Here is a 20,231-nt window from a genome sequence, read left to right on the forward strand (position 1 = left end):
TCGGCGCGCACGCGCCGGGCCCGGTTGCCGTCTGGCTTAGGCCGAACGCATCCACACGTGCGGTATGCCGTCCTCTTCGTGAATCTCCGACACCGGCGTAAAGCCGAACGCGCCGTAGAAGCCTTGCAGATGCGCCTGCGCATGCAAACGGATCGGCGTACCGGGCCACTGCGCCCGGATATGCGTGAGCGATCGCTCGAGCATCGCGTTGCCGAGGCCAATGCCGCGGAATTCCGCTGTTGTCAGGACGCGGCCGATGCGGATATCGGTGTCTTCGGCGTCAGGCAGCAACACACGCAGATAGCCTGCGAGCGTCGGCTTTTTTTCACCGGAGCCGTTAGCACCATAAGCGAACAGATGCCAGGCATCGGAATCGAGCCCGTCGATATCGCCGTACACGCAGTTCTGCTCGACGACGAACACCGCGCTACGCGCGGCCAGCATTGCATAGACTTCAGCGGTCGTGAGATCTTCGAACGCTTTCCAGCGCCATTCGAGTTGCGCCACTCGCGTGGCGGCGGTTTGCTGCGGTTCGGTCATGGAAGGTCTTCAAAGGAGGCGCGCCTTAGTGGACGGCGGCAATGTGGAATTATGCCGCGCGTGGCGGTCTTAGGCTACGCCGCTCGCAATGCCGCTAGCCGCTTACGAAAACCGGCTCGACGGGCTGTGCGAGACATTCGATCAGGTTACCGGGCCCGCACAAATGCAACGCACCTACCGCCACCAATGTCCGCTCCGGCCGTCCGAGTAGATCCTTCAAGCGCGACGCCCACGCGCGATTGCGCGCATCCAGAATGGCGTGACGGATGCCGGGCAGGTTGAACATCGGAGACTCGACGGCGATCTGGTGCACGGCCTGCAAATCGCCATGCAGCCAGGCAGTGTGCATTCGCTCGAGCGTGCGCTGCGGTTCGTCGAGATCGGACATCAGCATGCCGAGCGCGGTGCCGACCGCATCGAGCGGAATCGATTCGAGCGATACCGCCACTTCCTGCGCGGTCTCGAGATATTGATACGGTTTGCCTTGCGCGAGCGCTGAGCGCAGCATGCGCGGCTCCACACCTTCGACGACTTGCTGGAACAGCGTCGGTGCAACAACCAGCGCCGCCCACGGACGCAGATCGACGAGCGGCGCCAACGGACCCTCCGCGGGCCACACAGCTTGTAGCTGATTCCAGGCATCGGCGGATAGCAAGGGCTGCAGTTGATCCGCACCGCCCTGCGAAGCGGGCTTCAGAAACGGCAGGATCGTCGGCGGATCGGATTCGAAGACCAGCGATTCGGCCCAGTCATAGGCTTCGGCGATCCAAGGCGGCGTTCTGCGACTCGTCGCCGGAAACAGATGCATGGAGCCGAGCAGACGGACGTTGGTGCCGGTGAGTTGTAGGTACATGCAGCCTCGTGTGGACAGGCAATTGCGCAAAGAGGCAATCGGGCAATTCAATCGACGGTGCGCAGCGCGGCGGGCCGGCTCGTGGCCCCTCGCCAGGCGGTCCGCATCGTGAACGCGACGAACAGCAGGAAGACGATCTGCGAAAGGTACAGGTCCATGCGGATCGGATAATGCAGCGCGAACCATGAATTGTGCACCACGTCCGTCACGATGACAGCGACGCAGAGGATCAACCCGGCTCTCGGACTCAACAGTAGTAGCAGAACGGTTAGCGGATCGATGAAGAGCAGTGACGTCCAGTAGATTTGCGTCGGCGGCGCCGCGCCGCCGTAGTCCCACCAGAGTCCGTGGATCAAGGCCACTTGCAGATGTGTCCAGGTGGCGCCGCAGAGGCACAGCGCGTAAATCAGGCGCAGGTAGAAGGAGCGGCGCTCGAGGTTTGGAAGGGCCATGTCTGGTCAGGTTCGCAGTCGACAAAGATTAGAAAAAAAGCCCCGGCGTTTTCGGGGCTCTTTTCTCGCGCAGCAATAGGTGACAGTTTAATCGCGCGCATTCCAATCATGCCGAGCTTCTTTTGTACGACTTCAGTTCGCCGGTATAGCGCTCGTTCCGCACGCCATTATTGCCGCAATATCCTTCCACTGACTTCACCCAGCGGCCGATCTCGGGCACACACCAGAACGCTTTATAGGTGGGCCCGGTCACCTGGACGGAGCCTGTTCGATGGTAGACAGCGCAGTAGCGGATCTGTTTTTTTGTTGGTCGAATGTTGTATTAACAGCGGGTTTGCCCTGCCCGCTCTTTCACGACCTGAAAACATCAAGAACCATTGCATCGTATATCTAACGATTTTTCCGAATATGCCAGGCAGCATGAGATACTTTATATGATCGACATCGAACAGCTAGCGATCAATGCTTCATTCGGGGTTCTTAAAAATTCACTAGAATAAATTTGAAAGACAAAAAATCAAAAAATGAAAGTATATAAAAGGCGATTGGTAAATCGACATTTCATGCTGGCCACGAGCGCCGCATTTATTTTGTCTGCGTGTGGTGGCGGCTCGTCAGGCGGTTCGGGATCGACAGCAAGCACGTCGAATCTGAGCGACGCTCAAAAGAGTTATGAAAGTGTCGCGCTCGCGGCAAACGGCGGTATGCACTATCTGAGCGCAAGCCTGTCGATTCGCGTATCGTCGACTGGAACACTGACGGTCAACCCGAGCAGTGTCTTCTATACCGAGGACTCGAGCGTCGCCCAAAGCCCTGCAAACGGGCCACAACTGATGACCGAAACGTACACGTCCGTGTCGTCCGCACTGACGGTTCCGGCAATCGCGGCGCCACGCTTACTCGTCAACGGCGCCGTCTATACCTCCGCGTCTCCGCCGCAAGCCCAGATCAGCTACTCGGGCACGAATGTCCAGATAAATTATCTGGCGTCAGACAGTAAAACAGTGCTCCGCACGTTGCTTGGCACCAGCTACAGCGTCGTGCCACTAAGCGGCCTGATTTCCGCCTCTCCCGCCGAACTGTTCGCGAACAGCGCCGTCGGCGTTCTGACGAATACATTGAACGGGCAATCGCTGTACAACCAGCAGGCCAGTTGGCAAATGGGTGCGGCCTACATCAAAGTCGTCAGGCACACGGTCGGCGACGAGGCCTTCACATACGACTGCCTTGCGCCCGCCACGACTGGGACCAATCCGACACCGTGCTCCGCCACGATTTCAACGCTCGAAAATTTCTTTCCCTATGCGAGCACGACAGACGGCAAGACCTATCAGATCAGCGATGGACAGATCGTGACGCTCGCCGGAATGCGCGCATGGGTCGCCAACACAGCGCTGGCCTCGGCGACGACCGACTACCGTGTCTACTATCAGAACAACGGCGGTATCTATGCGGGCTACCTGATCAAGGACGGCACCACGTTGCAGCTCGCGCCTCTCGGCGGCGGGACGCCGCAAGACAGCTACTACCTCCTGAACAGCGCGGCAGTTCAATCGATCAAGTCGGCGATTGTTTTTTGAGGTCGTGACGAGCGAGCGGACACAACTGTCTGCTCGCCATGCTGAACGCGCAGATCACTGCGAGGGCGATGTGCTGTAACTCGCCTCCTCGCATTGAGACGCTCCGGGTCAGTGCCAGCGACGATGGCGCGCAAAAAAGAAAAGCCCCGACAAGTCGGGGCTTTTCTTTACATCAACTACTGGAGGCGCGAGCCGGAGTCGAACCGGCCTAAACGGCTTTGCAGGCCGCTGCATAACCGCTTTGCTATCGCGCCGCAAGCGGACTGGAACCTAGCTGCAGATTCTCAGATTTGTCTGGTGGGCAACCGTAAGGCCGACCCACCAAACAAAAAGGGAAGCGCTGCTTCCCCTTATGTATGGAGCGGGAGACGAGGCTCGAACTCGCGACCTCAACCTTGGCAAGGTTGCGCTCTACCAACTGAGCTACTCCCGCATTGCCCTACTTCACAACGCCTTGCACTTTTACTTCGCCAAACAACGCGTTGCTTCAAAAATTGGAGCGGGAGACGAGGCTCGAACTCGCGACCTCAACCTTGGCAAGGTTGCGCTCTACCAACTGAGCTACTCCCGCATTGTGCTGCTTTTGCCCTGCTTTTTACCTGCTAACTTCTGCCTTGTTACTGCAACTACTCTCTTACTGCCACCGACGTTTCGAACTGCGTGCATCGGAGAAACGAGATTATGGAGAATCGACTGAAACGTGTCAACCCCTTTTGCGAATGTCTTTAACTGAAAAGATTTCGCTCACGGTTCGTGAGACATTCGCGGAGACATTCGCGGAGACATTCGCGGAGACATTCGCGACGACGTTCGGACACGCAACAGCCGCCATGGCGTTGCGCCCCGATCGGTCTCCAGTCAGGCAACACCACCCCGATCGCGAATCTGCGGCCACGCGAGTTTCATGTAGTAGAGCATCGACCAGATCGTCAGGAACGCGGCCAGATAGATCAGCCACAGGCCCCACACACGCGTATCGACCGAAACTCCGCCGCCGAACGGCAGCGGCCCGTAGAACAGCAACATCGGAATCGCCACCATCTGGCACACAGTCTTGAACTTCCCGAGAGAATTTACGGCGACACTCTTCGATGCGCCGATCTGCGCCATCCACTCACGCAGCGCCGAGATCGCGATCTCGCGTCCAACGATCACCAGCGCAATTGCCGAATCGATCCGTGCCAGTTGTACCAGCACCAGCAACGCAGCCGTCACCATCAGCTTGTCGGCGACGGGGTCGAGAAACGCGCCGAACGCCGAGGTCTGATTCCATTTGCGGGCCAGATAGCCGTCGAACCAGTCGGTGAGCGCCGCCAGAATGAAGATCGTCGCGGCCGCCAGATTGCGGTGTGCCGGGCTCATCATCATGTCGGGCAAATAAAACACGCCTACGACCAGCGGAATCAGGACGATCCGCAGCCAAGTCAGGAAAATCGGAAAATTAAACGGCATGGGCAGGCGCAGCGTCTGGCAAGGGAGATGCAATTGTGCCGTGTCACAAGACCTGCCACAAGCAAAGCGGCGCACGGAACCTGGCACGCGCCACGCCAGAGCACCCCTTAACAGTCGCCCGTCAGTCGCTTGCCGACCGCTTCGGCGCCAGTTGTCGACAGCTTATCTGCCGCTCACTTGCCGCTCCGCAAGCAGCATGGCGCACGGCAATCAGTGCAACTGCCGGTAGATCTGCTCGGCAAGCGCCTGCGAAATCCCTTCGACGCTCGCCAGGTCCTCGACGCTTGCCGCAACGACCCCACGCAGGCCACCGAAGCGCGCCAACAGCCGCTGACGCCGCTTCGCCCCCACCCCTTCGAGCTCTTCGAGCCGCGAGGTCTGGCGTGTCTTGCCTCGCTTCGCGCGCATGCCGGTGATGGCGAAACGGTGCGCCTCATCGCGGATCTGTGCGACCAGCATCAGCGCCGCGCTTTCCTTGCCGAGTTCGAGCGGCGCGCGGCCGTCGGCGAAAATCAGGGTTTCGAGACCGACCTTGCGTCCCTCGCCCTTCGCCACGCCGACCAGCATGCCGGTATCGAGACCCAGTTCAGTGAACACCTGGCGCGCGATTTCGACCTGACCCTTGCCGCCGTCGATCAACACGATGGTCGGCAGGATGCCGCCAGCCGCTGCCGGCTCCGCGGCATCCGGTGCGACCGACGGGTCCGCGGCCGCGTCGGTTTGCAATTCAGCCGCTTCGTCGGCGGCGTTCGCAGCCGCTTGCGCGACCATCTTCTCGTAGCGGCGCGTGAGCACCTGACGCATCGCCGCGTAGTCGTCGCCCGGCGTGATGCCAGTGATGTTGTAGCGGCGGTATTCGGACGACTGCATCTTGTGATGGTGATACACCACGCACGACGCCTGCGTCGCCTCGCCCATCGTGTGGCTGATGTCGAAGCACTCGATACGCAGATGCGCGAGGTCGTCGCACTCCATGCCGAGCGTATCGGTGAGCGCTCGCGTGCGGGCCTGCTGCGAGCCTTGTTCCGAGAGCAGGCGCGCGAGCGCGAGCCGTGCGTTCTGCTCGGCCATCGCGAGCCATGCGCGCCGTTGGCCTTGCGGCTGGCGCAGCACCGTCACCTTGTGCCCGGCCTGCTCGATCAGCACATCGACCAGCTCGCGCGTGGCCGGCGCGTGGCTGACCACGAGCACCGGCGGAACGCGATTGCCGATGTAGTGCTGCGCGATGAACGCCTCGAGTACTTCAGATTCGATGCCGCCGGCAGTTGCACGGCCTTTGCATGGCGTTGAAGATTCGCCTTCAGACTCGGATTCGGATTCTGACTCGGCTACGTCATCCGCTTCAGCCGCGAGCGCAGCGTCTTCCTCGTCATCACCCTCTTCGGACGGCATCTCCTCAGCGATTGAGAGCGCGTCGGTTGCATCGGAAGATGCGCTCGCGCCGGTTGCGGCCTCTCCGGATGCCAGGCCGGCACCGGTCGCCGTATCGACTAACAAATCATCGTCACCGCCCTCTTCAAGACCGCCCTCGCCGACCGTCAGGGCGCTTTCCACATGCGCCGGGAAATAGGCCTTATCGCCCAGATGGCGTCCGCCGCGCACCATCGCGAGGTTCACGCACACGCGTCCGCCGAGCGCGACGACCGCGAGAATATCCACGTCGCTATCGCCGCCGACCTCGATCGCCTGCTGATGCAGCACCGTCGACAGCGAACTCATCTGATTGCGCACCGCCGCGGCCTGCTCGAACTTCAGCTCGCTCGCGAACGCGTGCATTTTCTGCTCGAGCTCATTCATCACCTCGCCCTGCCGGCCGAGCAGAAAGCGCGACGCGTTGGCGACGTCGCGTGCGTAATCTTCTTCGCTGATCGCCGCGACGCACGGCGCCGTGCAGCGGCCGATCTGATGCAGCAGACACGGCCGCGTGCGGTTGTTGAACACGGAATCTTCGCAGGTGCGCAACTGGAAGACGCGCTGCAGGATCTGGATGCTCTCGCGCACCGCCCACGCACTCGGGAACGGGCCGAAATACTGATTCTTGCGATCCACCGCGCCGCGGTAATACGCCATGCGCGGAAACTTGTGGCCGGTCAGTTTGAGATAGGGATACGACTTGTCGTCGCGAAACAGAATGTTGTAACGCGGCGCCAGCGCCTTGATCAGATTGTTTTCGAGCAGCAGCGCCTCAGCCTCGGAGCGCGTGACGGTCGTCTCGATGCGCGCAATGCGCGTCACCATCATCGCGATGCGCGGCGACAGCTGCGTCTTCGTGAAGTAGCTCGAGACCCGCTTCTTGAGATCGCGCGCCTTGCCCACGTAAAGCACCGCGCCCTGCGTATCGTAATAGCGATAGACGCCGGGCAGATGCGGCAATTGGGCGAGCACTTTTTTCGGCTCGAAAACGTCGGTTGCTTCGGGTTCGGTCATGCAGAATCGGTTGGCTGGGACAGTGTCGCGAAACCTCTGCCTGCGTGCTGCGCGCTGAGTGCTCACTGAGGCGCGGAACCGCGGATGAGTGCTTTAGAATCGCCAGTTTAGAGCATTCTGCGGGCGTTCGAACCCTGCTGCATCGAATGGTGCAATGCGTCGGTGCAAGCCGGCGTCTGAACCCCGTTGCGTCACCCACTAGCCAAGCCCTGCAAAACCCAACCACGCCACCATGTCCTCCGCTACGCCCCCTTCCGAACAAGTCGCGATCGCACCGACGGCAATCGCCTGCGATATCTTTTGCGCGGTCATCGACAATTTCGGCGACATCGGCGTGTGCTGGCGTCTCGCGCAGCAACTGGCGAACGAGCACGGCTGGCAGGTGCGGGTGTTCGTCGACGACCTGCATGCGTTCCAGAAGCTGTGCCCACAGCTGGCGCTGGATCGCGCACGCCAGGCGGTCGGCGGCATCGTCATCGAACACTGGCACGAACCGGCCCACGCGGGCGATACGCTCGACGTGGCTGACGTCGTGATCGAGGCATTCGCCTGCGAGTTGCCACCGATCTACGTTGCCGCGATGGCGCGGCGCGAGCGCGCGCCGGCCTGGTTCAACCTCGAATATCTGAGCGCCGAAGACTGGGTCGCGGATTTCCATCTGCGGCCGTCGCCACATCCACGCTATCCGCTGACGAAGACCTTCTTTTTCCCCGGACTCGGCCCCGGCACCGGTGGCGTGCTGAAAGAGCGGCATCTCGACGCCGCGCGCGCGGCCTTCGAGGCGTCGCAACCGGAGCGCGAAGCGTGGTGGCTGAAAACCACCGGCCGCGCGCCGCCATCGGCCACGACGACGGTCGTCTCGCTGTTCGCGTACGAAAACCCCGCTGTCGACAGCCTGCTTGAACAATGGCGAGACAGCGCCGACCCGGTCGTTCTGCTGGTGCCGGAAGGCCGCATTTCGGGTGCGGTCGCGCGCTTTTTCGGCCTGCCTTCGTTCGCCGCCGGTTCGCACGCCGAGCGTGGCGGCCTCAGCGTCCATGCGCTCGCTTTCACCGAGCAGGCCGGTTACGACCCGCTGCTGTGGGCCAGTGACATCAATTTCGTGCGCGGTGAGGATTCGTTTGTACGCGCCCAATGGGCGGCCAAACCGTTTATCTGGCACATCTACCCCCAGGCCGACGACGCCCATCTGCCGAAGCTCGACGCCGCGCTCGCCCACTATGCCCGCACCCTGCCCGCCGACGCGCGGGACGCCCTCGCGCGCTTCTGGCATGCATGGAACGGCGCGGGCCGGCCGGACTGGGCGGAATTCCAGCGCCACCGCCCGGCGCTGAAGCAACGCGCGGCCGAATGGGCCGGCGAACTGGCCCAAGTGGGCGACCTCGCTGGAAATCTGGCCTTGTTCGCAAAAACTCAGTTAAAATAAGCGGTTATCCAACGGCCGACGACGCAAGCGCGGCCCGATCGCAGCGGTGAACCTTAACCGCCACGCTTAGCAAAACCGCTGGCGAACCCTGGCATCGAAAGATGCATGAGCCGCCCTCAGTTTGATAGTGAGTGGCGCAATGTCAAAAAAGGGGCGCATCCTGCCGATCGGCGCCACTCGTGATCACGCCCGCACAGGGTAAAAAGCAGGTAACGGATTGCAGGGGTTGCGGGTTTGCAGCCTCGCCGCGAATCACCGCGGCAAGCCGGCCACGCTCCACACCCCGCTCCCGGCAGGTGCCGCTTCCAAGCAGCGCCGCGCCGTAGTGCGAGGAGCAGCGAAGCCGCTTGCGCCGTATGCCGTTGAGCAAAAGTTGAAGCTACTTATTTCGTACAGGACTGTTTTATGAAGACCGCACAGGAACTCCGCACCGGCAACGTAGTAATGATCGGCGCAGACGCGATGGTCGTGCAAAAGGCCGAATACAACAAATCGGGCCGCAACTCCGCCGTCGTCAAGATGAAGTTCAAGAACCTGCTGACCGGCGCAGGCATGGAAAACGTGTACAAGGCAGACGACAAGTTCGACGTCGTCGTGCTGGAACGCAAGGAAGTCACGTACTCGTACTTCGCTGACCCGATGTACGTGTTCATGGACGCCGACTACAACCAGTTCGAAGTCGAAGGCGAAATGATGGGCGACGCCCTCCATTACCTCGAAGACGGCATGGCTTGCGAAGTCGTGTTCTACAACGAGAAAGCCATCTCGGTCGAACTGCCGACCACGCTGGTCCGTGAAATCATCTACACGGAACCGGCTGTCAAGGGCGATACGTCGTCGGGCAAGGTGTTGAAGAACGCCAAGCTGACCACGGGTTTCGAACTGCAAGTGCCGCTCTTCTGCAGCATCGGCGACAAGATCGAAATCGACACGCGTACGCACGAGTACCGCAGCCGCGCCTAAGCGCCTGCAGCCTGAATCCTGCGCCGGAGCAAGTCCGGCGCAGCGATAAAAAATGGCGAAAAAAAAGCGTCCACTTTGGGCGCTTTTTCTTTTTTGCGCCGCCGTGTATGGTTGAGGAAAACTTTACCGGCAGATTTCTCAAAAATGCTCGTCCGTTGCTTCCAGCTTCCCGTCTTGCGTCGTACAAACCATTGATAAGCTTAAGTAATTGATGTTGGCACAATGCATGCTTCTCCGGACTACAGGCCAGTATGGCTTTTTTCCTCAACTCCGGAGATGCGGCATGAATAACGACATCGCTGAAGGCAAGTGGAAGCAAATGGTCGGCAAAGCCAAGGCAGCATGGGGTGAATTGACTGACGACGAGCTGACCAAGGCAGAAGGCCGCGCCGACAAGCTGGCCGGACTGATCCAGGAGCGTTACGGCAAGACCCGTGAGCAAGCGGAACTTGAGGTACGCCGTTTCTTCGACAGCAATCGGGATTTCTGACCAGTCGAATGAAGGAAATACAGATGCCTCGCCCACGCGTCACACCGCGTCAGCGCCGGCATCCGCTGAAAAAGCAAAGGACCTAGAACTACATGAGTCGTATCGCCCGAACCCCGCGTGCAGGTCGTGTCCCACGACTTGCACCGCGCCGATGCCAATTGACCCGCGGCTGCTCCGCCGCTGTGGCAGGCGCTCACCGCGCGGTAAGGCGTTCGACCGACTGTACCGGCCAGCCATCGCGCCCGTGTCGCGCGCCAGAGTACTGGCGCAGCGTACCGGGTATTCCGTCCATCTAAAAAATAGCGCTCGCCATGCCACATGCCCTGATTGTTGAAGACGATCCCAACAGCCTGTCTGGCCTGTCCGCCATCCTCGCCGCCGACGGCTTCTCCGTCGACACCGCGACCACCATCGCCGAGGCCCGGGCGGCGCTGACGCGCTTCATCCCCGATGTCGTGCTGGTCGACCTGAATCTGCCGGATGGCAGCGGGCTCGACGTGTTGCAGCACCTGCCCGCGCATCCGCCCGGCGGCGCCTTGCCCGTGATCGTGATGACCGGCAACGCGACGGTCGAGAGCGCGATCGAGGGCCTGCGGCACGGCATCTGGGACTACCTGCTCAAACCGGTCAATATCCCGCGTTTGCGTAGTCTGCTCGCCCGGATTCCGCGTCCGTACGAGCTGACCGAAGAAGTCCAGACGTTACGCGCGTCCCTGCGTCAACTTGGTCGTTTCGGCTCGTTACTGGGTCGCAGCGGCGCGATCCAGCATGTGTACGACACGATCGAACATATCGCGCCGACCGAAGCCGCCGTGCTGATTTCCGGCGAAGCCGGTACCGGCAAGCAGGTCGCCGCGCGCACGCTGCATGATATGAGCCGGCGCCGCAAAGGGCCGTTTATCACGTTCGATTGCCGGACGGCGAGCAGCGCCGCGGCGCATCGCTCACTCGACAGCTTGCTGTTCGGTCACGAACGCGGCGCGTTCGGTGGTGCCGAGCAGCGCGAGCCGGGCCTGTTCGAGCAAGCCAGCGGCGGCACGCTGTTCATCGACGAAATCGCTGAGCTGCCACGCGCTCAGCAGGAAGCACTGCTGCGCGCACTCGATTCACAGACCTTCATGCGGGTCGGCGGCACGAATCAGGTGGTGACCGACTTCCGGCTGATCGCGTCGACGCGCAAGATGCCACGCGCGGCGGTCGCCGACGGCAGCCTGCACGGCGACCTCGCGCTGCGTCTCGAAGCAGCCGCTGTAACACTGCCGCCGCTGCGCGAGCGCGGTGACGATCCGGCGTTGATCGCGCAAGCCGTCGTCGACGAGCTCAATCACGAAGCAAGCGCGCGCGGTACGTCGGAAGCGGCCAAGCAGGTCGCGCCAACCTTCCTGCGCGAGTGCCTCTCGTACGAGTGGCCGGGCAATGTGCGCGAGTTGCAGGATCGCGTGCGCCGGGCGTATCACGCGTCGGGCGACGTGCTGGAATCATTGCGTGCCGATGAAGCGGGTTCGGCGAACGGACGCGATCTGAACGGCAGCCGCGTACAGGTCACCGTTGGCACGCCACTCGCGGACGTCGAGGAAATGCTGATCCGCGCGACGCTGGATGCAGTCGGCGGCACACGCCATCGTGCGGCATCGCTGCTGGGGATCAGTCCGAAGACGCTGTACAACAAGCTGCAGCGGATGCGGTTGAACTGACTGTGTGAGGCCAGCTTCGCTGGCAGGCCAAGCTTGAATAGAAAACGGCGCCTGAGACAGGCGCCGTTTTCTCTCGATGCGAATGCGTTATCGGCCTATCCGTTCACTACGCGTGGCTCACGCGAACGCGCTGCGCACCAAGGCCTGCGCTTGCAGATACTGCGGCTCGGCGACCAGCTTGCTCCACTTCAGCGCCTTGCCGCGCGGCCGCATGCGTTTAAGCCGTTGCTGCGATTCCTTCGACGGCGTGAAGCGCAGCGCGTCCAGCACCTTCTCCGCTTCGTCCGGCTGATTGCAGATCAGCACCATATCGCAACCGGCCTCCAGCGCGGCGCTCGCGCCCTCCGTCAGCGTGCCGCCCTGGCGCGCGGCTTCCATCGAGAGATCGTCGCTGAAGACCGCGCCTTCGAAGCGCAATTTTTTCCGCAGGATGTCCTGCAACCAGACACGCGAAAAACCCGCCGGCTTTGAGTCGACCTGCGGATAAACCACATGTGCAGGAAGCACGGCCCCGAGCGACACACCGAGCCAGTCGTACGGTGCCACGTCGTCGCGCAGGATTTCGTCGAGCGAACGGTCGTCGACCGGCATCGCAACGTGGGAGTCCGCGTGCGCAAAGCCGTGCCCAGGAAAATGCTTGCCGCAATTGCTCATGCCTGCCAACGCAAGGCCATGATTGAGGCTCTTCGCCAGCAAGGCCACGACGCGCGGATCGCGATGGAACGAGCGATCGCCGATCACCTGCGACTGGCCGTAATTCAAATCGAGCACCGGCGTAAAACTCATATCGATGCCACACGCGCGCAATTCGGCCGCGAGGATATAGCCGACCGCGGTCGTCACTTTGGTGGCATGCAACACGTCGCTGTCCCACAGCGTGCCGAGCTTGCCCATTGCCGGCAGTACGGTGAAGCCGTCGGTACGAAAGCGCTGCACGCGGCCGCCTTCGTGGTCGACGGCAATCAGCAGATCGTCGCGAATCGCGCGGATCGAATCGGTCAGCGCGATCAATTGCGCGCGGCTCTCGTAATGGCGCGCGAACAGGATCACGCCGCCGGTCATCGGATGGGCAAGGCGGCGTCTATCGTCGTCGTTCAGCGTTGTGCCGACCACGTCGAGCATTACCGGTCCGGGAGTGAGTTTCATCGAATTCCGCTAGAAAAAAACTTGAGGCAAAGAGAGACACGGCCGACGTGCGCCGCGTTCAAGATATTTTTTATTCGTCGCTGGCAGGCGCGTGGGGGGCATCCAGCCCTCGCGCCACGTCCCCAGTTTCGGCGATCACGAACGACACGGCGTAATCGCGTTCGTCGCTGATCGTCACGCGCGCCGTGATGCCGCGCGCGTCGAGCCATTCGGCCAGTTCGCCCGACGCAACCACCATCGGTTCGCCGCTCGGTTTATTGAGCGTTTGCAGCGCGCGCCAGGTCATCGGCCAGTGCATGCCGAGGCCGATCGCTTTCGAGAAGGCTTCTTTCGCCGAGAATCGCGTGGCGAGAAATGCGAGACCGCGCGCCGCCGAACGCGCGTGGCGCGCGTGATAGACGCGCAGCTCGTCCGGGCCGAGCACCTTCTCAGCGAAGCGGCCGTTGGTGCGTGTCATCACCGCGGCCACGCGGCTGACCTGAACGATGTCCGTACCAATGCCGTAGATCGTCATGGGCGCCGCCGTGGCGTTAAGCGCTTGCGCCGAGACGGGCGGCGACCATGATCGCCTTCATCTCGCGCACGGCGTTGTCCCAGCCGGCGAAGATCGCATGCGCGACGATCGCGTGGCCGATATTCAGTTCGACGATGCCTTCGATCGCGGCGATCTGCTGAACGTTGGTGTAGTGCAGGCCATGACCGGCATTGACCTTGATGCCAAGCGTTGCGCCGAACTCGACGGCACGCACCACGCGCTCATATTCGCGCTGCTGCTCGGTGGGGTCGTGCGCTTCAGCGTAGCGGCCCGTGTGCAGCTCGATCACTGGCGCGCCCGCCTCGTGCGCAGCGCGGATTTGCGTTTCGTCCGGATCGATGAAGAGCGACACGCGCGAATTCGCTTCGGCGAGTTGCTTGCATGCGGCACGCACGACTTCGAACTGACCGGCGACGTCGAGGCCGCCTTCAGTCGTCAGCTCCTGACGCTTTTCCGGCACAAGGCACGTGTCGTGCGGCTGCACTTCACACGCGATGTCGAGCATTTCCTGGGTGACCGCGCACTCCAGATTCATGCGCGTTTTCAACAGCGGCCGCAGCTTGCGCACGTCCGCGTCGACGATATGGCGGCGGTCTTCACGCAGATGCAGCGTGATCACATCGGCGCCGGCCTCTTCAGCCATCAATGCGGCGCGGATCGGATCGGGGTAAGACGTGCCGCGCGCATTGCGCAGCGTGGCGACGTGATCGATGTTCACGCCCAGGTCAATCACATTCGGCGACGTAAGAAAGAAGCTCATAAGTTCTGCAAGTCGATCAGGATCTGGCGCGTCGCGAGCGGCGTGCCACCAAGGTAAGTGTTGAGCAGAAAGCGCATCAGCGTTTTGCTTTGCGCCACAGTCTGCGCTCGATGGTAATCGTCCTTTTCCATATCCAGCAAGGTCTGTCCGGCGATCACCGGCCAAAGCGCTGGCAGATCGTCGGAGGCCTCGCGTACGCCGCGCTCCGGGTCGAACACGTAGCGGCCTTCGGCCTGCACCGCTTTACGCGCGACAGTGCGATCGAGTGCCATCGCATAACCGGTTTCGCGCAGCAGCACACGTTCGAACGAGCGTAGCACCTGCACGGGCGGTTCGTCATGCGCGAGGCGCGTCATCGTGACGACGTAGTGATGGAATAGCTGCGGATGCGGATCTTCGCGTGCGCAAAATTTGACCAGCAGTTCGTTGACATAGAAACCGCAGAGCAGCGCGTCGCCCGCTAACGGCAACATGCCGCCGACCCATTCGGCACCGGTCAGCGTGCGCACTTCGGATTTGCCCGACCACGACAATGCGAGCGGCTGGAAGGTTTGCAGCACACCGCGCAAGGCGGAGTGCGGACGTTTCGCACCCTTTGCAACGAGCGCGAGACGGCCGTGATCACGCGACAGCACGTCGATGATCAGACTGGTCTCACGGTACGGGTAGCTGTGCAGGACGAAAGCAGGTTGCTCCGCGATCCGGTAATCGGAAGCAGAGGGTCGAGGCGCGCGACGTGCCAGCGCTTTGCGCGGCTCGCCTTCGGCGCCTTGGGCAGCTTGAGCGCTTCTGGCGCTCGAAGGAGATTTTTTGGTACTGCGAGCCGGTTTGGACGGCTCGCGTGCCGGCGCTGCCGGCGCCGAGTCGTCCGGGTCAGCGTCGGAATTCAGCGTCATCCACGCGTCATTCGTACCCATACGCGCGGAGTCCGGCTTCGTTGTCAGCCCAGCCACTCTTCACCTTGATGAAGGTTTCCAGGTACACCGGACCGTCAAACAGCTTTTCCATGTCGAGGCGCGCTTCGGTGCTGATCTGCTTCAGCTTGGCGCCCTTCTGGCCGATGATCATCGCCTTTTGCGTATCGCGCTCCACCATGATGGTCGCGAAAATGCGCCGCAGACGCCCTTCGGTTTCGAACTTGTCGATCAGTACGGTGCTCGTGTACGGCAGTTCGTCACCGGTCCAGCGGAACACTTTTTCACGCAAGATCTCGGCCGCGAGAAAGCGCTCGCTACGATCGGTCAGGTCGTCTTCGCCATAGATCGGCGCGCCTTCTGGCAGGAACGGCTTGATCGTCGCCAGCAAACGCTTGATGTCGTCCGGATTCTTCGCCGACAGCGGCACGATCTCGTTGAACTGGCGCAGCGCACTCACCTGCTGCATGAACGGATACAGCGAGTCCTTATCCGTCACGCGATCAAGCTTGTTCGCGATCAGCAACGTGGGCACCGACGGCGGAATCAGGTCGAGCACCTTCTGGTCGTCCGGGCCGAAGCGACCGGCTTCGATCACGAACAGGATCGCGTCGACCGAACTCAGTGTAGACGTGACCGCGCGGTTGAGCGAACGGTTCAGCGCGCCGCTGTGTTTGGTCTGGAAACCCGGCGTGTCGACGAAGATGTACTGCGCGTCTTCAAACGTATGAATGCCGGTGATGCGGTGACGCGTGGTCTGCGCCTTGCGCGACGTGATACTGACTTTCTGGCCGACTAGCGCGTTCATCAGCGTGGACTTGCCGACGTTCGGGCGGCCGACGATCGCGACCATGCCGCAGCGAAAACCAGTGGGAGTGGGAGCGTTCATATTCGGGCTACGGCAAGTTCAGATCGACGCGCGGGGAATGGCGCGCCGATGGCAATCAATGGCCCGCATCGGCGACGCGGGTTTGCACCGCGTCGGCTACGCCGGGTTCGTGTTCGACAGGTGCCGGCACACCAGGCGTGGGCACGGCTGCGCCGGGTGTGGTTTCGCGGCTGCGGTGTTTGTCGGCGCTGCGGACGGCGGCTTCCGGTTTGGCTTCGGCTACCCTGTCGGCTTTCTCTGCGCGCTCTGGCTTATCCTGTCCGCTGTATTCCACGTGCGCGGCGCGAATCACGGCCAGCGGCGCGGACGTCGCAGTCAGGGTCGGACGTTCGGCTGCCGACTCCGCGCCCGGCGCGGTGCGGGATTCACTTCGCCCTGCCCCGCGCTCACTCTTGCGATCCGGGCTGCGCAAATCGAGCGCGGCCTGTACGCCGGTCACGCCAGGCACGATCTCCGGCTCGGCGTTCTTCGCCGCACGGGCGCCCTTTGACCGCTTGGACTTGGCGACCACGGCGGGCGCGGCGGCCATCACCTCGTCGAGCGCTTTCTTGGCTGCGGCCTGCTCAGCCGCACGACGGCTCGCGCCGGAACCGGACACTTTGACTTCCAGCTTCGGTACGGTGCATTCGACTTCAAATTGCTGATTGTGCGCCGCACCATGAGTCGCGACGACCGTGTACGTAGGCAACGCGATCTTGTGACCCTGCAGATATTCCTGCAGCAGCGTCTTGGCGTCTTTGCCGAGCGTGCGCGGGTCGATGTGATCGAGAATCGGCACGTAAAGGCGCTTGATCACCGTTTGGGCGGCATCGAACCCACCGTCGAGGAACACTGCGCCCAGCACGGCTTCGAGCGTGTCAGCAAGGATCGACGGGCGGCGGAAGCCTCCGCTTCGCAGTTCGCCCTCACCGAGACGCAGCCCTTCGGAGATATTCAGGGCCTGAGCGATCTCGTAAAGCGACTGCTGTTTGACCAGATTGGCGCGGACGCGCGACAGGTCGCCTTCGTCCAGTTTGCCGAAACGTTGGAACAAAAGCGCAGCCACCGCGCAATTCAGAACGGAATCGCCGAGAAACTCGAGCCGTTCGTTGTGCGTGGAACTGTGACTGCGGTGCGTTAAAGCCTGGCGCAACAATTCCGCATTGCGAAATTCGTAGCGCAGACGGCTTTCCAACGGAGATAGGGGCATGGGCAGAGTATAACGCGGGCGCCTGCCCCGGCGAAAACGCGGGACGGCCAGCGGAAAAAGCGTGGTGAAGCGACGTTACCGCGAGTTCTTAAAGTAGCGTGATAACACGCCGCGACTGATGTGACCCACCCGCGCGGCGTGTCGTGCAATCAAGGCATGCGTGCTTAGTGGAACGGGCCGATGCGTTTCAGATTGCTGAAGTTCATCCAGATGAAAAACGCGCGACCGACGATATTCTTATCCGGCGCAAAACCCCAGTAGCGGCTATCCGCGCTGTTATCGCGGTTGTCGCCCATCATGAAGTAATTGCCAGGCGGCACTTTGCAGATCACGCCGCGTGCGTTGTACGTGCAGTTATCGCGATACGGATAATCTTCCGCGCCGACGATGAACGGCGGCACCGCAGGGTTATTCAGAATCGCATTCTTGCGGCCGTCGAGATCTTCTTCGAATTGCTTCGCATAGCCGAGGCGCTCTTCGTCGAGGTAGTCAGGCAGCGCCGTTTCCGGGACCGGCTTGCCGTTGATCGTCAGTTGCTTGTCCTGATAAGCGACGGTGTCGCCCGGCAGGCCGATCACGCGCTTGATGTAGTCGACCGATTCGTCTTTCGGGTAGCGGAACACCACCACGTCGCCACGCTCGAGCGGACGGCCTTCGGTGATCTTCGTGTTGGTGATCGGCAGACGGATGCCGTAGTCGAATTTATTGACGAGGATGAAGTCGCCCACCAGCAGCGTCGGCACCATCGAACCCGACGGAATCTTGAACGGCTCGACCACGAACGAGCGCACCACGAACACCACCAGAATCACCGGGAAAAAGCTCGCCGAATACTCGAGCCACCACGGTTGACGCAGCTTGTCGTCACGCAGACGCGCGCGCGTTTGCGCCGCGTTTTCGTCGGCGAAACGCTCACCGACGCGTGCCTGCTGGCGGTCGAACTCAGCGACCACGGCTTCCGCCGCGCGCCGCCGTTGCGGCATGAAAACCAGTTTGTCTGCGACCCATGCGACGCCCGTCAAAATGACGAGCACAAAAAGAATCAGCGCAAAATTCATAAGGTTCCGTTGTTCGTCTTATTTGTCTTCGACACGCAGGATCGCGAGGAAAGCCTCTTGAGGAATCTCGACCGATCCCACCTGCTTCATTCGCTTCTTGCCTGCCTTTTGTTTCTCGAGCAGTTTCTTCTTACGGGAAATATCGCCGCCGTAGCATTTTGCCAGCACGTTCTTACGCAACGCTTTAATGTTTTCGCGCGCAATAATGTTCGCGCCGATGGTGGCCTGAATCGCTACGTCGTACATCTGACGCGGAATCAGTTCGCGCATCTTCGCCGCCACTTCGCGGCCGCGATACTGACTTTGCGAACGGTGCACGATCACCGACAACGCGTCGACCTTGTCGCCGTTGATCAGCATGTCGACCTTCACCACATCAGCCGCGCGATATTCCTTGAACTCGTAATCCATCGACGCATAGCCGCGCGAGATCGACTTCAGACGATCGAAGAAATCGAGCACGACTTCGCCCATCGGGATTTCATAGGTCAACTGCACCTGACGGCCGTGGTACTGCATGTTGATCTGATTGCCGCGCTTCGTCGTACACAGCGTGATCACCGAGCCGACGTAATCTTGCGGCATGTACAGATTCACGGTGACGATCGGCTCGCGCACTTCTTCAATCTTCGAGGGCTCCGGCATCTTGGCCGGATTTTCGACCATGAGGATCGTGCCGTCGCGCTGCAGGACTTCATACACCACGGTCGGCGCCGTGGTGATCAGGTCCATGTCGAATTCGCGCTCGAGGCGTTCCTGCACGATTTCCATGTGCAGCAAACCAAGGAAGCCGCAACGGAAACCGAAACCGAGCGCCTGCGAGACTTCCGGCTCGTACATCAACGAGGCGTCGTTCAGCTTCAGCTTTTCCAGCGAATCACGCAGCGCGTCGTACTGGTTCGCTTCGACCGGATAGAGACCGGCGAACACCTGCGGCTTGACTTCCTTGAAGCCCGGCAACGGCTCGGCGGCCGGACGGTTCACCAGCGTGACGGTGTCACCCACCTTCGCGGCGGCCAATTCCTTGATGCCGGCGATGATGAAGCCCACCTGCCCCGCGGACAACGACTCGAGATTCTTCGACTTCGGCGTGAACACGCCGATGTGCTCGACCGGGTACTGCGCACCGGTCGCCATCATGCGGATCTTGTCTTTCGGACGCAGCGTGCCGTTGACGATACGCACCAGCATGACGACGCCGACGTAGTTGTCGAACCACGAGTCGATGATCAACGCCTGCAGCGGCGCTTCCGTATCACCCTTGGGCGGCGGCACTTTGGCGATCAGCGCTTCAAGTACGTCCTCCACGCCAAGCCCGGTCTTCGCGCTGCAATGTGTAGCGTCGGTGGCGTCAATGCCGATCACGTCTTCGATTTCCGCGATTGCGTTTTCGGGATTCGCGGCCGGCAGGTCGATCTTGTTGAGCACCGGAATGACGTCGACGCCAAGCTCGATCGCCGTGTAGCAGTTGGCGACGGTTTGCGCTTCCACGCCCTGGCTTGCGTCGACGACCAGCAACGCCCCTTCACATGCGGACAACGAGCGGCTGACTTCATACGAGAAGTCGACGTGGCCCGGCGTGTCGATCATGTTCAGGTTGTAGATCTGCCCGTCACGGGCCTTATACGTCAGTGCGGCGGTTTGTGCCTTGATGGTAATGCCGCGCTCGCGCTCGAGATCCATCGAGTCGAGCACTTGGGATTCCATCTCGCGGTCGGACAAGCCACCGCAGATCTGGATGATGCGATCGGCGAGCGTCGACTTGCCATGGTCGATGTGCGCAATGATCGAGAAGTTACGAATATGATCCATTCAGTACCGATCAAGCGAAAAAGGCGCGCTCGGACAATAGCGGAGCACGCC

The 20,231-nt window shown here is 61.4% G+C and carries 18 protein-coding genes and 3 tRNA genes; 5 read left to right on the top strand and 16 right to left on the bottom strand.

Features of this window, described 5'->3' with window-relative positions; genetic code table 11:
• Positions 1–36: 36 nt before the first annotated feature.
• The 3 genes from KHO31_RS03540 to KHO31_RS03550 form a co-directional block, all read right to left on the bottom strand.
• Positions 37–540, bottom strand: a complete 504-nt coding sequence (locus KHO31_RS03540; RefSeq protein ID WP_201070113.1) for a GNAT family N-acetyltransferase — start codon at positions 538–540, stop codon at positions 37–39.
• Positions 541–634: 94 nt separating this feature from the next.
• Positions 635–1,393 (bottom strand): TraB/GumN family protein, encoded by a 759-nt coding sequence (locus KHO31_RS03545; RefSeq protein ID WP_211622786.1) that lies wholly within the window; start codon positions 1,391–1,393, stop codon positions 635–637.
• Positions 1,394–1,440: 47 nt separating this feature from the next.
• Entirely contained in the window at positions 1,441–1,845 is a 405-nt protein-coding gene (locus KHO31_RS03550; protein ID WP_201070116.1) for a hypothetical protein, read from the bottom strand.
• 563 nt (positions 1,846–2,408) lie between these two features.
• Here KHO31_RS03550 and KHO31_RS03555 point away from each other — a divergent pair.
• Positions 2,409–3,425 carry a hypothetical protein gene (locus KHO31_RS03555; protein WP_236071072.1) on the top strand — a complete coding sequence of 339 codons (1,017 nt, stop codon included), beginning with the start codon at positions 2,409–2,411 and terminating at the stop codon, positions 3,423–3,425.
• 180 nt (positions 3,426–3,605) lie between these two features.
• Here the strand turns inward: KHO31_RS03555 and KHO31_RS03560 are convergent.
• The 5 genes from KHO31_RS03560 to uvrC form a co-directional block, all read right to left on the bottom strand.
• Positions 3,606–3,679 (bottom strand) — tRNA-Cys (locus KHO31_RS03560).
• Positions 3,680–3,782: 103 nt separating this feature from the next.
• A tRNA-Gly gene (locus tag KHO31_RS03565) sits at positions 3,783–3,858 on the bottom strand.
• A 62-nt stretch (positions 3,859–3,920) separates the two neighbouring features.
• Positions 3,921–3,996: transfer RNA gene (locus KHO31_RS03570), tRNA-Gly, on the bottom strand.
• A gap of 287 nt (positions 3,997–4,283) precedes the next feature.
• On the bottom strand, positions 4,284–4,877 hold the full coding sequence (pgsA, locus tag KHO31_RS03575; protein ID WP_201070120.1) for a CDP-diacylglycerol--glycerol-3-phosphate 3-phosphatidyltransferase: 594 nt from the start codon (positions 4,875–4,877) through the stop codon (positions 4,284–4,286).
• A gap of 210 nt (positions 4,878–5,087) precedes the next feature.
• Positions 5,088–7,304 carry an excinuclease ABC subunit UvrC gene (uvrC, locus tag KHO31_RS03580; protein WP_211622790.1) on the bottom strand — a complete coding sequence of 739 codons (2,217 nt, stop codon included), beginning with the start codon at positions 7,302–7,304 and terminating at the stop codon, positions 5,088–5,090.
• Positions 7,305–7,536: 232 nt separating this feature from the next.
• Between uvrC and earP the strand changes: the two genes are divergently transcribed.
• The 4 genes from earP to KHO31_RS03600 all read left to right on the top strand — a co-directional run bounded on the left by earP (position 7,537) and on the right by KHO31_RS03600 (position 11,877).
• Entirely contained in the window at positions 7,537–8,730 is a 1,194-nt protein-coding gene (gene earP, locus KHO31_RS03585) for an elongation factor P maturation arginine rhamnosyltransferase EarP (RefSeq protein ID WP_201108087.1), read from the top strand.
• 405 nt (positions 8,731–9,135) lie between these two features.
• Positions 9,136–9,693: an elongation factor P gene (gene efp, locus KHO31_RS03590; protein ID WP_201070122.1), complete on the top strand. Its 558-nt coding sequence runs from the start codon at positions 9,136–9,138 to the stop codon at positions 9,691–9,693.
• A 283-nt stretch (positions 9,694–9,976) separates the two neighbouring features.
• On the top strand, positions 9,977–10,183 hold the full coding sequence (locus tag KHO31_RS03595; protein WP_176105468.1) for a CsbD family protein: 207 nt from the start codon (positions 9,977–9,979) through the stop codon (positions 10,181–10,183).
• A gap of 311 nt (positions 10,184–10,494) precedes the next feature.
• Positions 10,495–11,877: a sigma-54-dependent transcriptional regulator gene (locus tag KHO31_RS03600; protein WP_201070124.1), complete on the top strand. Its 1,383-nt coding sequence runs from the start codon at positions 10,495–10,497 to the stop codon at positions 11,875–11,877.
• Positions 11,878–11,994: 117 nt separating this feature from the next.
• Here KHO31_RS03600 and nagZ read toward each other — a convergent pair whose 3' ends face one another.
• From nagZ to lepA, 8 genes are all read right to left on the bottom strand, one after another.
• Entirely contained in the window at positions 11,995–13,023 is a 1,029-nt protein-coding gene (gene nagZ / locus KHO31_RS03605; protein ID WP_201070127.1) for a beta-N-acetylhexosaminidase, read from the bottom strand.
• Positions 13,024–13,093: 70 nt separating this feature from the next.
• Positions 13,094–13,537: a holo-ACP synthase gene (acpS, locus tag KHO31_RS03610; protein ID WP_201070129.1), complete on the bottom strand. Its 444-nt coding sequence runs from the start codon at positions 13,535–13,537 to the stop codon at positions 13,094–13,096.
• Positions 13,538–13,553: 16 nt separating this feature from the next.
• Positions 13,554–14,318, bottom strand: coding sequence for a pyridoxine 5'-phosphate synthase (pdxJ, locus tag KHO31_RS03615; protein WP_201070132.1), 765 nt, complete (start codon positions 14,316–14,318; stop codon positions 13,554–13,556).
• Complete coding sequence (recO, locus tag KHO31_RS03620) at positions 14,315–15,235, bottom strand: DNA repair protein RecO (protein WP_201070135.1); 921 nt, start codon at positions 15,233–15,235, stop codon at positions 14,315–14,317. Before recO ends, pdxJ begins: the two co-directional genes overlap by 4 nt.
• The gene (era, locus tag KHO31_RS03625) at positions 15,222–16,121 is read right to left on the bottom strand and encodes a GTPase Era (protein WP_120303335.1); all 900 of its coding nucleotides are present in this window, start codon (positions 16,119–16,121) and stop codon (positions 15,222–15,224) included. The genes recO and era overlap by 14 nt, the downstream gene beginning before the upstream one ends.
• A gap of 55 nt (positions 16,122–16,176) precedes the next feature.
• Positions 16,177–17,310 (bottom strand): ribonuclease III, encoded by a 1,134-nt coding sequence (gene rnc, locus KHO31_RS03630; RefSeq protein ID WP_201070138.1) that lies wholly within the window; start codon positions 17,308–17,310, stop codon positions 16,177–16,179.
• A 164-nt stretch (positions 17,311–17,474) separates the two neighbouring features.
• A complete protein-coding gene (gene lepB, locus KHO31_RS03635) occupies positions 17,475–18,368 on the bottom strand; it encodes a signal peptidase I (RefSeq protein WP_201084671.1) in 894 nt (297 codons plus the stop codon).
• An 18-nt stretch (positions 18,369–18,386) separates the two neighbouring features.
• Positions 18,387–20,180 (bottom strand): translation elongation factor 4, encoded by a 1,794-nt coding sequence (gene lepA / locus KHO31_RS03640; protein WP_201070144.1) that lies wholly within the window; start codon positions 20,178–20,180, stop codon positions 18,387–18,389.
• Between the last annotated feature and the right edge of the window lie 51 nt (positions 20,181–20,231).

The sequence above is a fragment of the Paraburkholderia domus genome, from assembly GCF_905220705.1.
GTDB classification, from domain to species: domain Bacteria; phylum Pseudomonadota; class Gammaproteobacteria; order Burkholderiales; family Burkholderiaceae; genus Paraburkholderia; species Paraburkholderia domus.

Excerpts from the sequence above, each read along its gene's own strand:
- rnc (WP_201070138.1), bottom strand. The coding sequence starts at position 17,310 with ATGCCCCTATCTCCGTTGGAAAGCCGTCTGCGCTACGAATTTCGCAAT.
- nagZ (WP_201070127.1), bottom strand. The coding sequence starts at position 13,023 with ATGAAACTCACTCCCGGACCGGTAATGCTCGACGTGGTCGGCACAACG.
- acpS (WP_201070129.1), bottom strand. The coding sequence starts at position 13,537 with ATGACGATCTACGGCATTGGTACGGACATCGTTCAGGTCAGCCGCGTG.
- KHO31_RS03545 (WP_211622786.1), bottom strand. The coding sequence starts at position 1,393 with ATGTACCTACAACTCACCGGCACCAACGTCCGTCTGCTCGGCTCCATG.
- earP (WP_201108087.1), top strand. The coding sequence starts at position 7,537 with ATGTCCTCCGCTACGCCCCCTTCCGAACAAGTCGCGATCGCACCGACG.
- KHO31_RS03550 (WP_201070116.1), bottom strand. The coding sequence starts at position 1,845 with ATGGCCCTTCCAAACCTCGAGCGCCGCTCCTTCTACCTGCGCCTGATT.
- lepA (WP_201070144.1), bottom strand. The coding sequence starts at position 20,180 with ATGGATCATATTCGTAACTTCTCGATCATTGCGCACATCGACCATGGC.
- KHO31_RS03595 (WP_176105468.1), top strand. The coding sequence starts at position 9,977 with ATGAATAACGACATCGCTGAAGGCAAGTGGAAGCAAATGGTCGGCAAA.
- KHO31_RS03555 (WP_236071072.1), top strand. The coding sequence starts at position 2,409 with ATGCTGGCCACGAGCGCCGCATTTATTTTGTCTGCGTGTGGTGGCGGC.
- KHO31_RS03540 (WP_201070113.1), bottom strand. The coding sequence starts at position 540 with ATGACCGAACCGCAGCAAACCGCCGCCACGCGAGTGGCGCAACTCGAA.
- KHO31_RS03600 (WP_201070124.1), top strand. The coding sequence starts at position 10,495 with ATGCCACATGCCCTGATTGTTGAAGACGATCCCAACAGCCTGTCTGGC.
- lepB (WP_201084671.1), bottom strand. The coding sequence starts at position 18,368 with ATGAATTTTGCGCTGATTCTTTTTGTGCTCGTCATTTTGACGGGCGTC.
- pgsA (WP_201070120.1), bottom strand. The coding sequence starts at position 4,877 with ATGCCGTTTAATTTTCCGATTTTCCTGACTTGGCTGCGGATCGTCCTG.
- era (WP_120303335.1), bottom strand. The coding sequence starts at position 16,121 with ATGAACGCTCCCACTCCCACTGGTTTTCGCTGCGGCATGGTCGCGATC.
- recO (WP_201070135.1), bottom strand. The coding sequence starts at position 15,235 with ATGGGTACGAATGACGCGTGGATGACGCTGAATTCCGACGCTGACCCG.
- uvrC (WP_211622790.1), bottom strand. The coding sequence starts at position 7,304 with ATGACCGAACCCGAAGCAACCGACGTTTTCGAGCCGAAAAAAGTGCTC.
- pdxJ (WP_201070132.1), bottom strand. The coding sequence starts at position 14,318 with ATGAGCTTCTTTCTTACGTCGCCGAATGTGATTGACCTGGGCGTGAAC.
- efp (WP_201070122.1), top strand. The coding sequence starts at position 9,136 with ATGAAGACCGCACAGGAACTCCGCACCGGCAACGTAGTAATGATCGGC.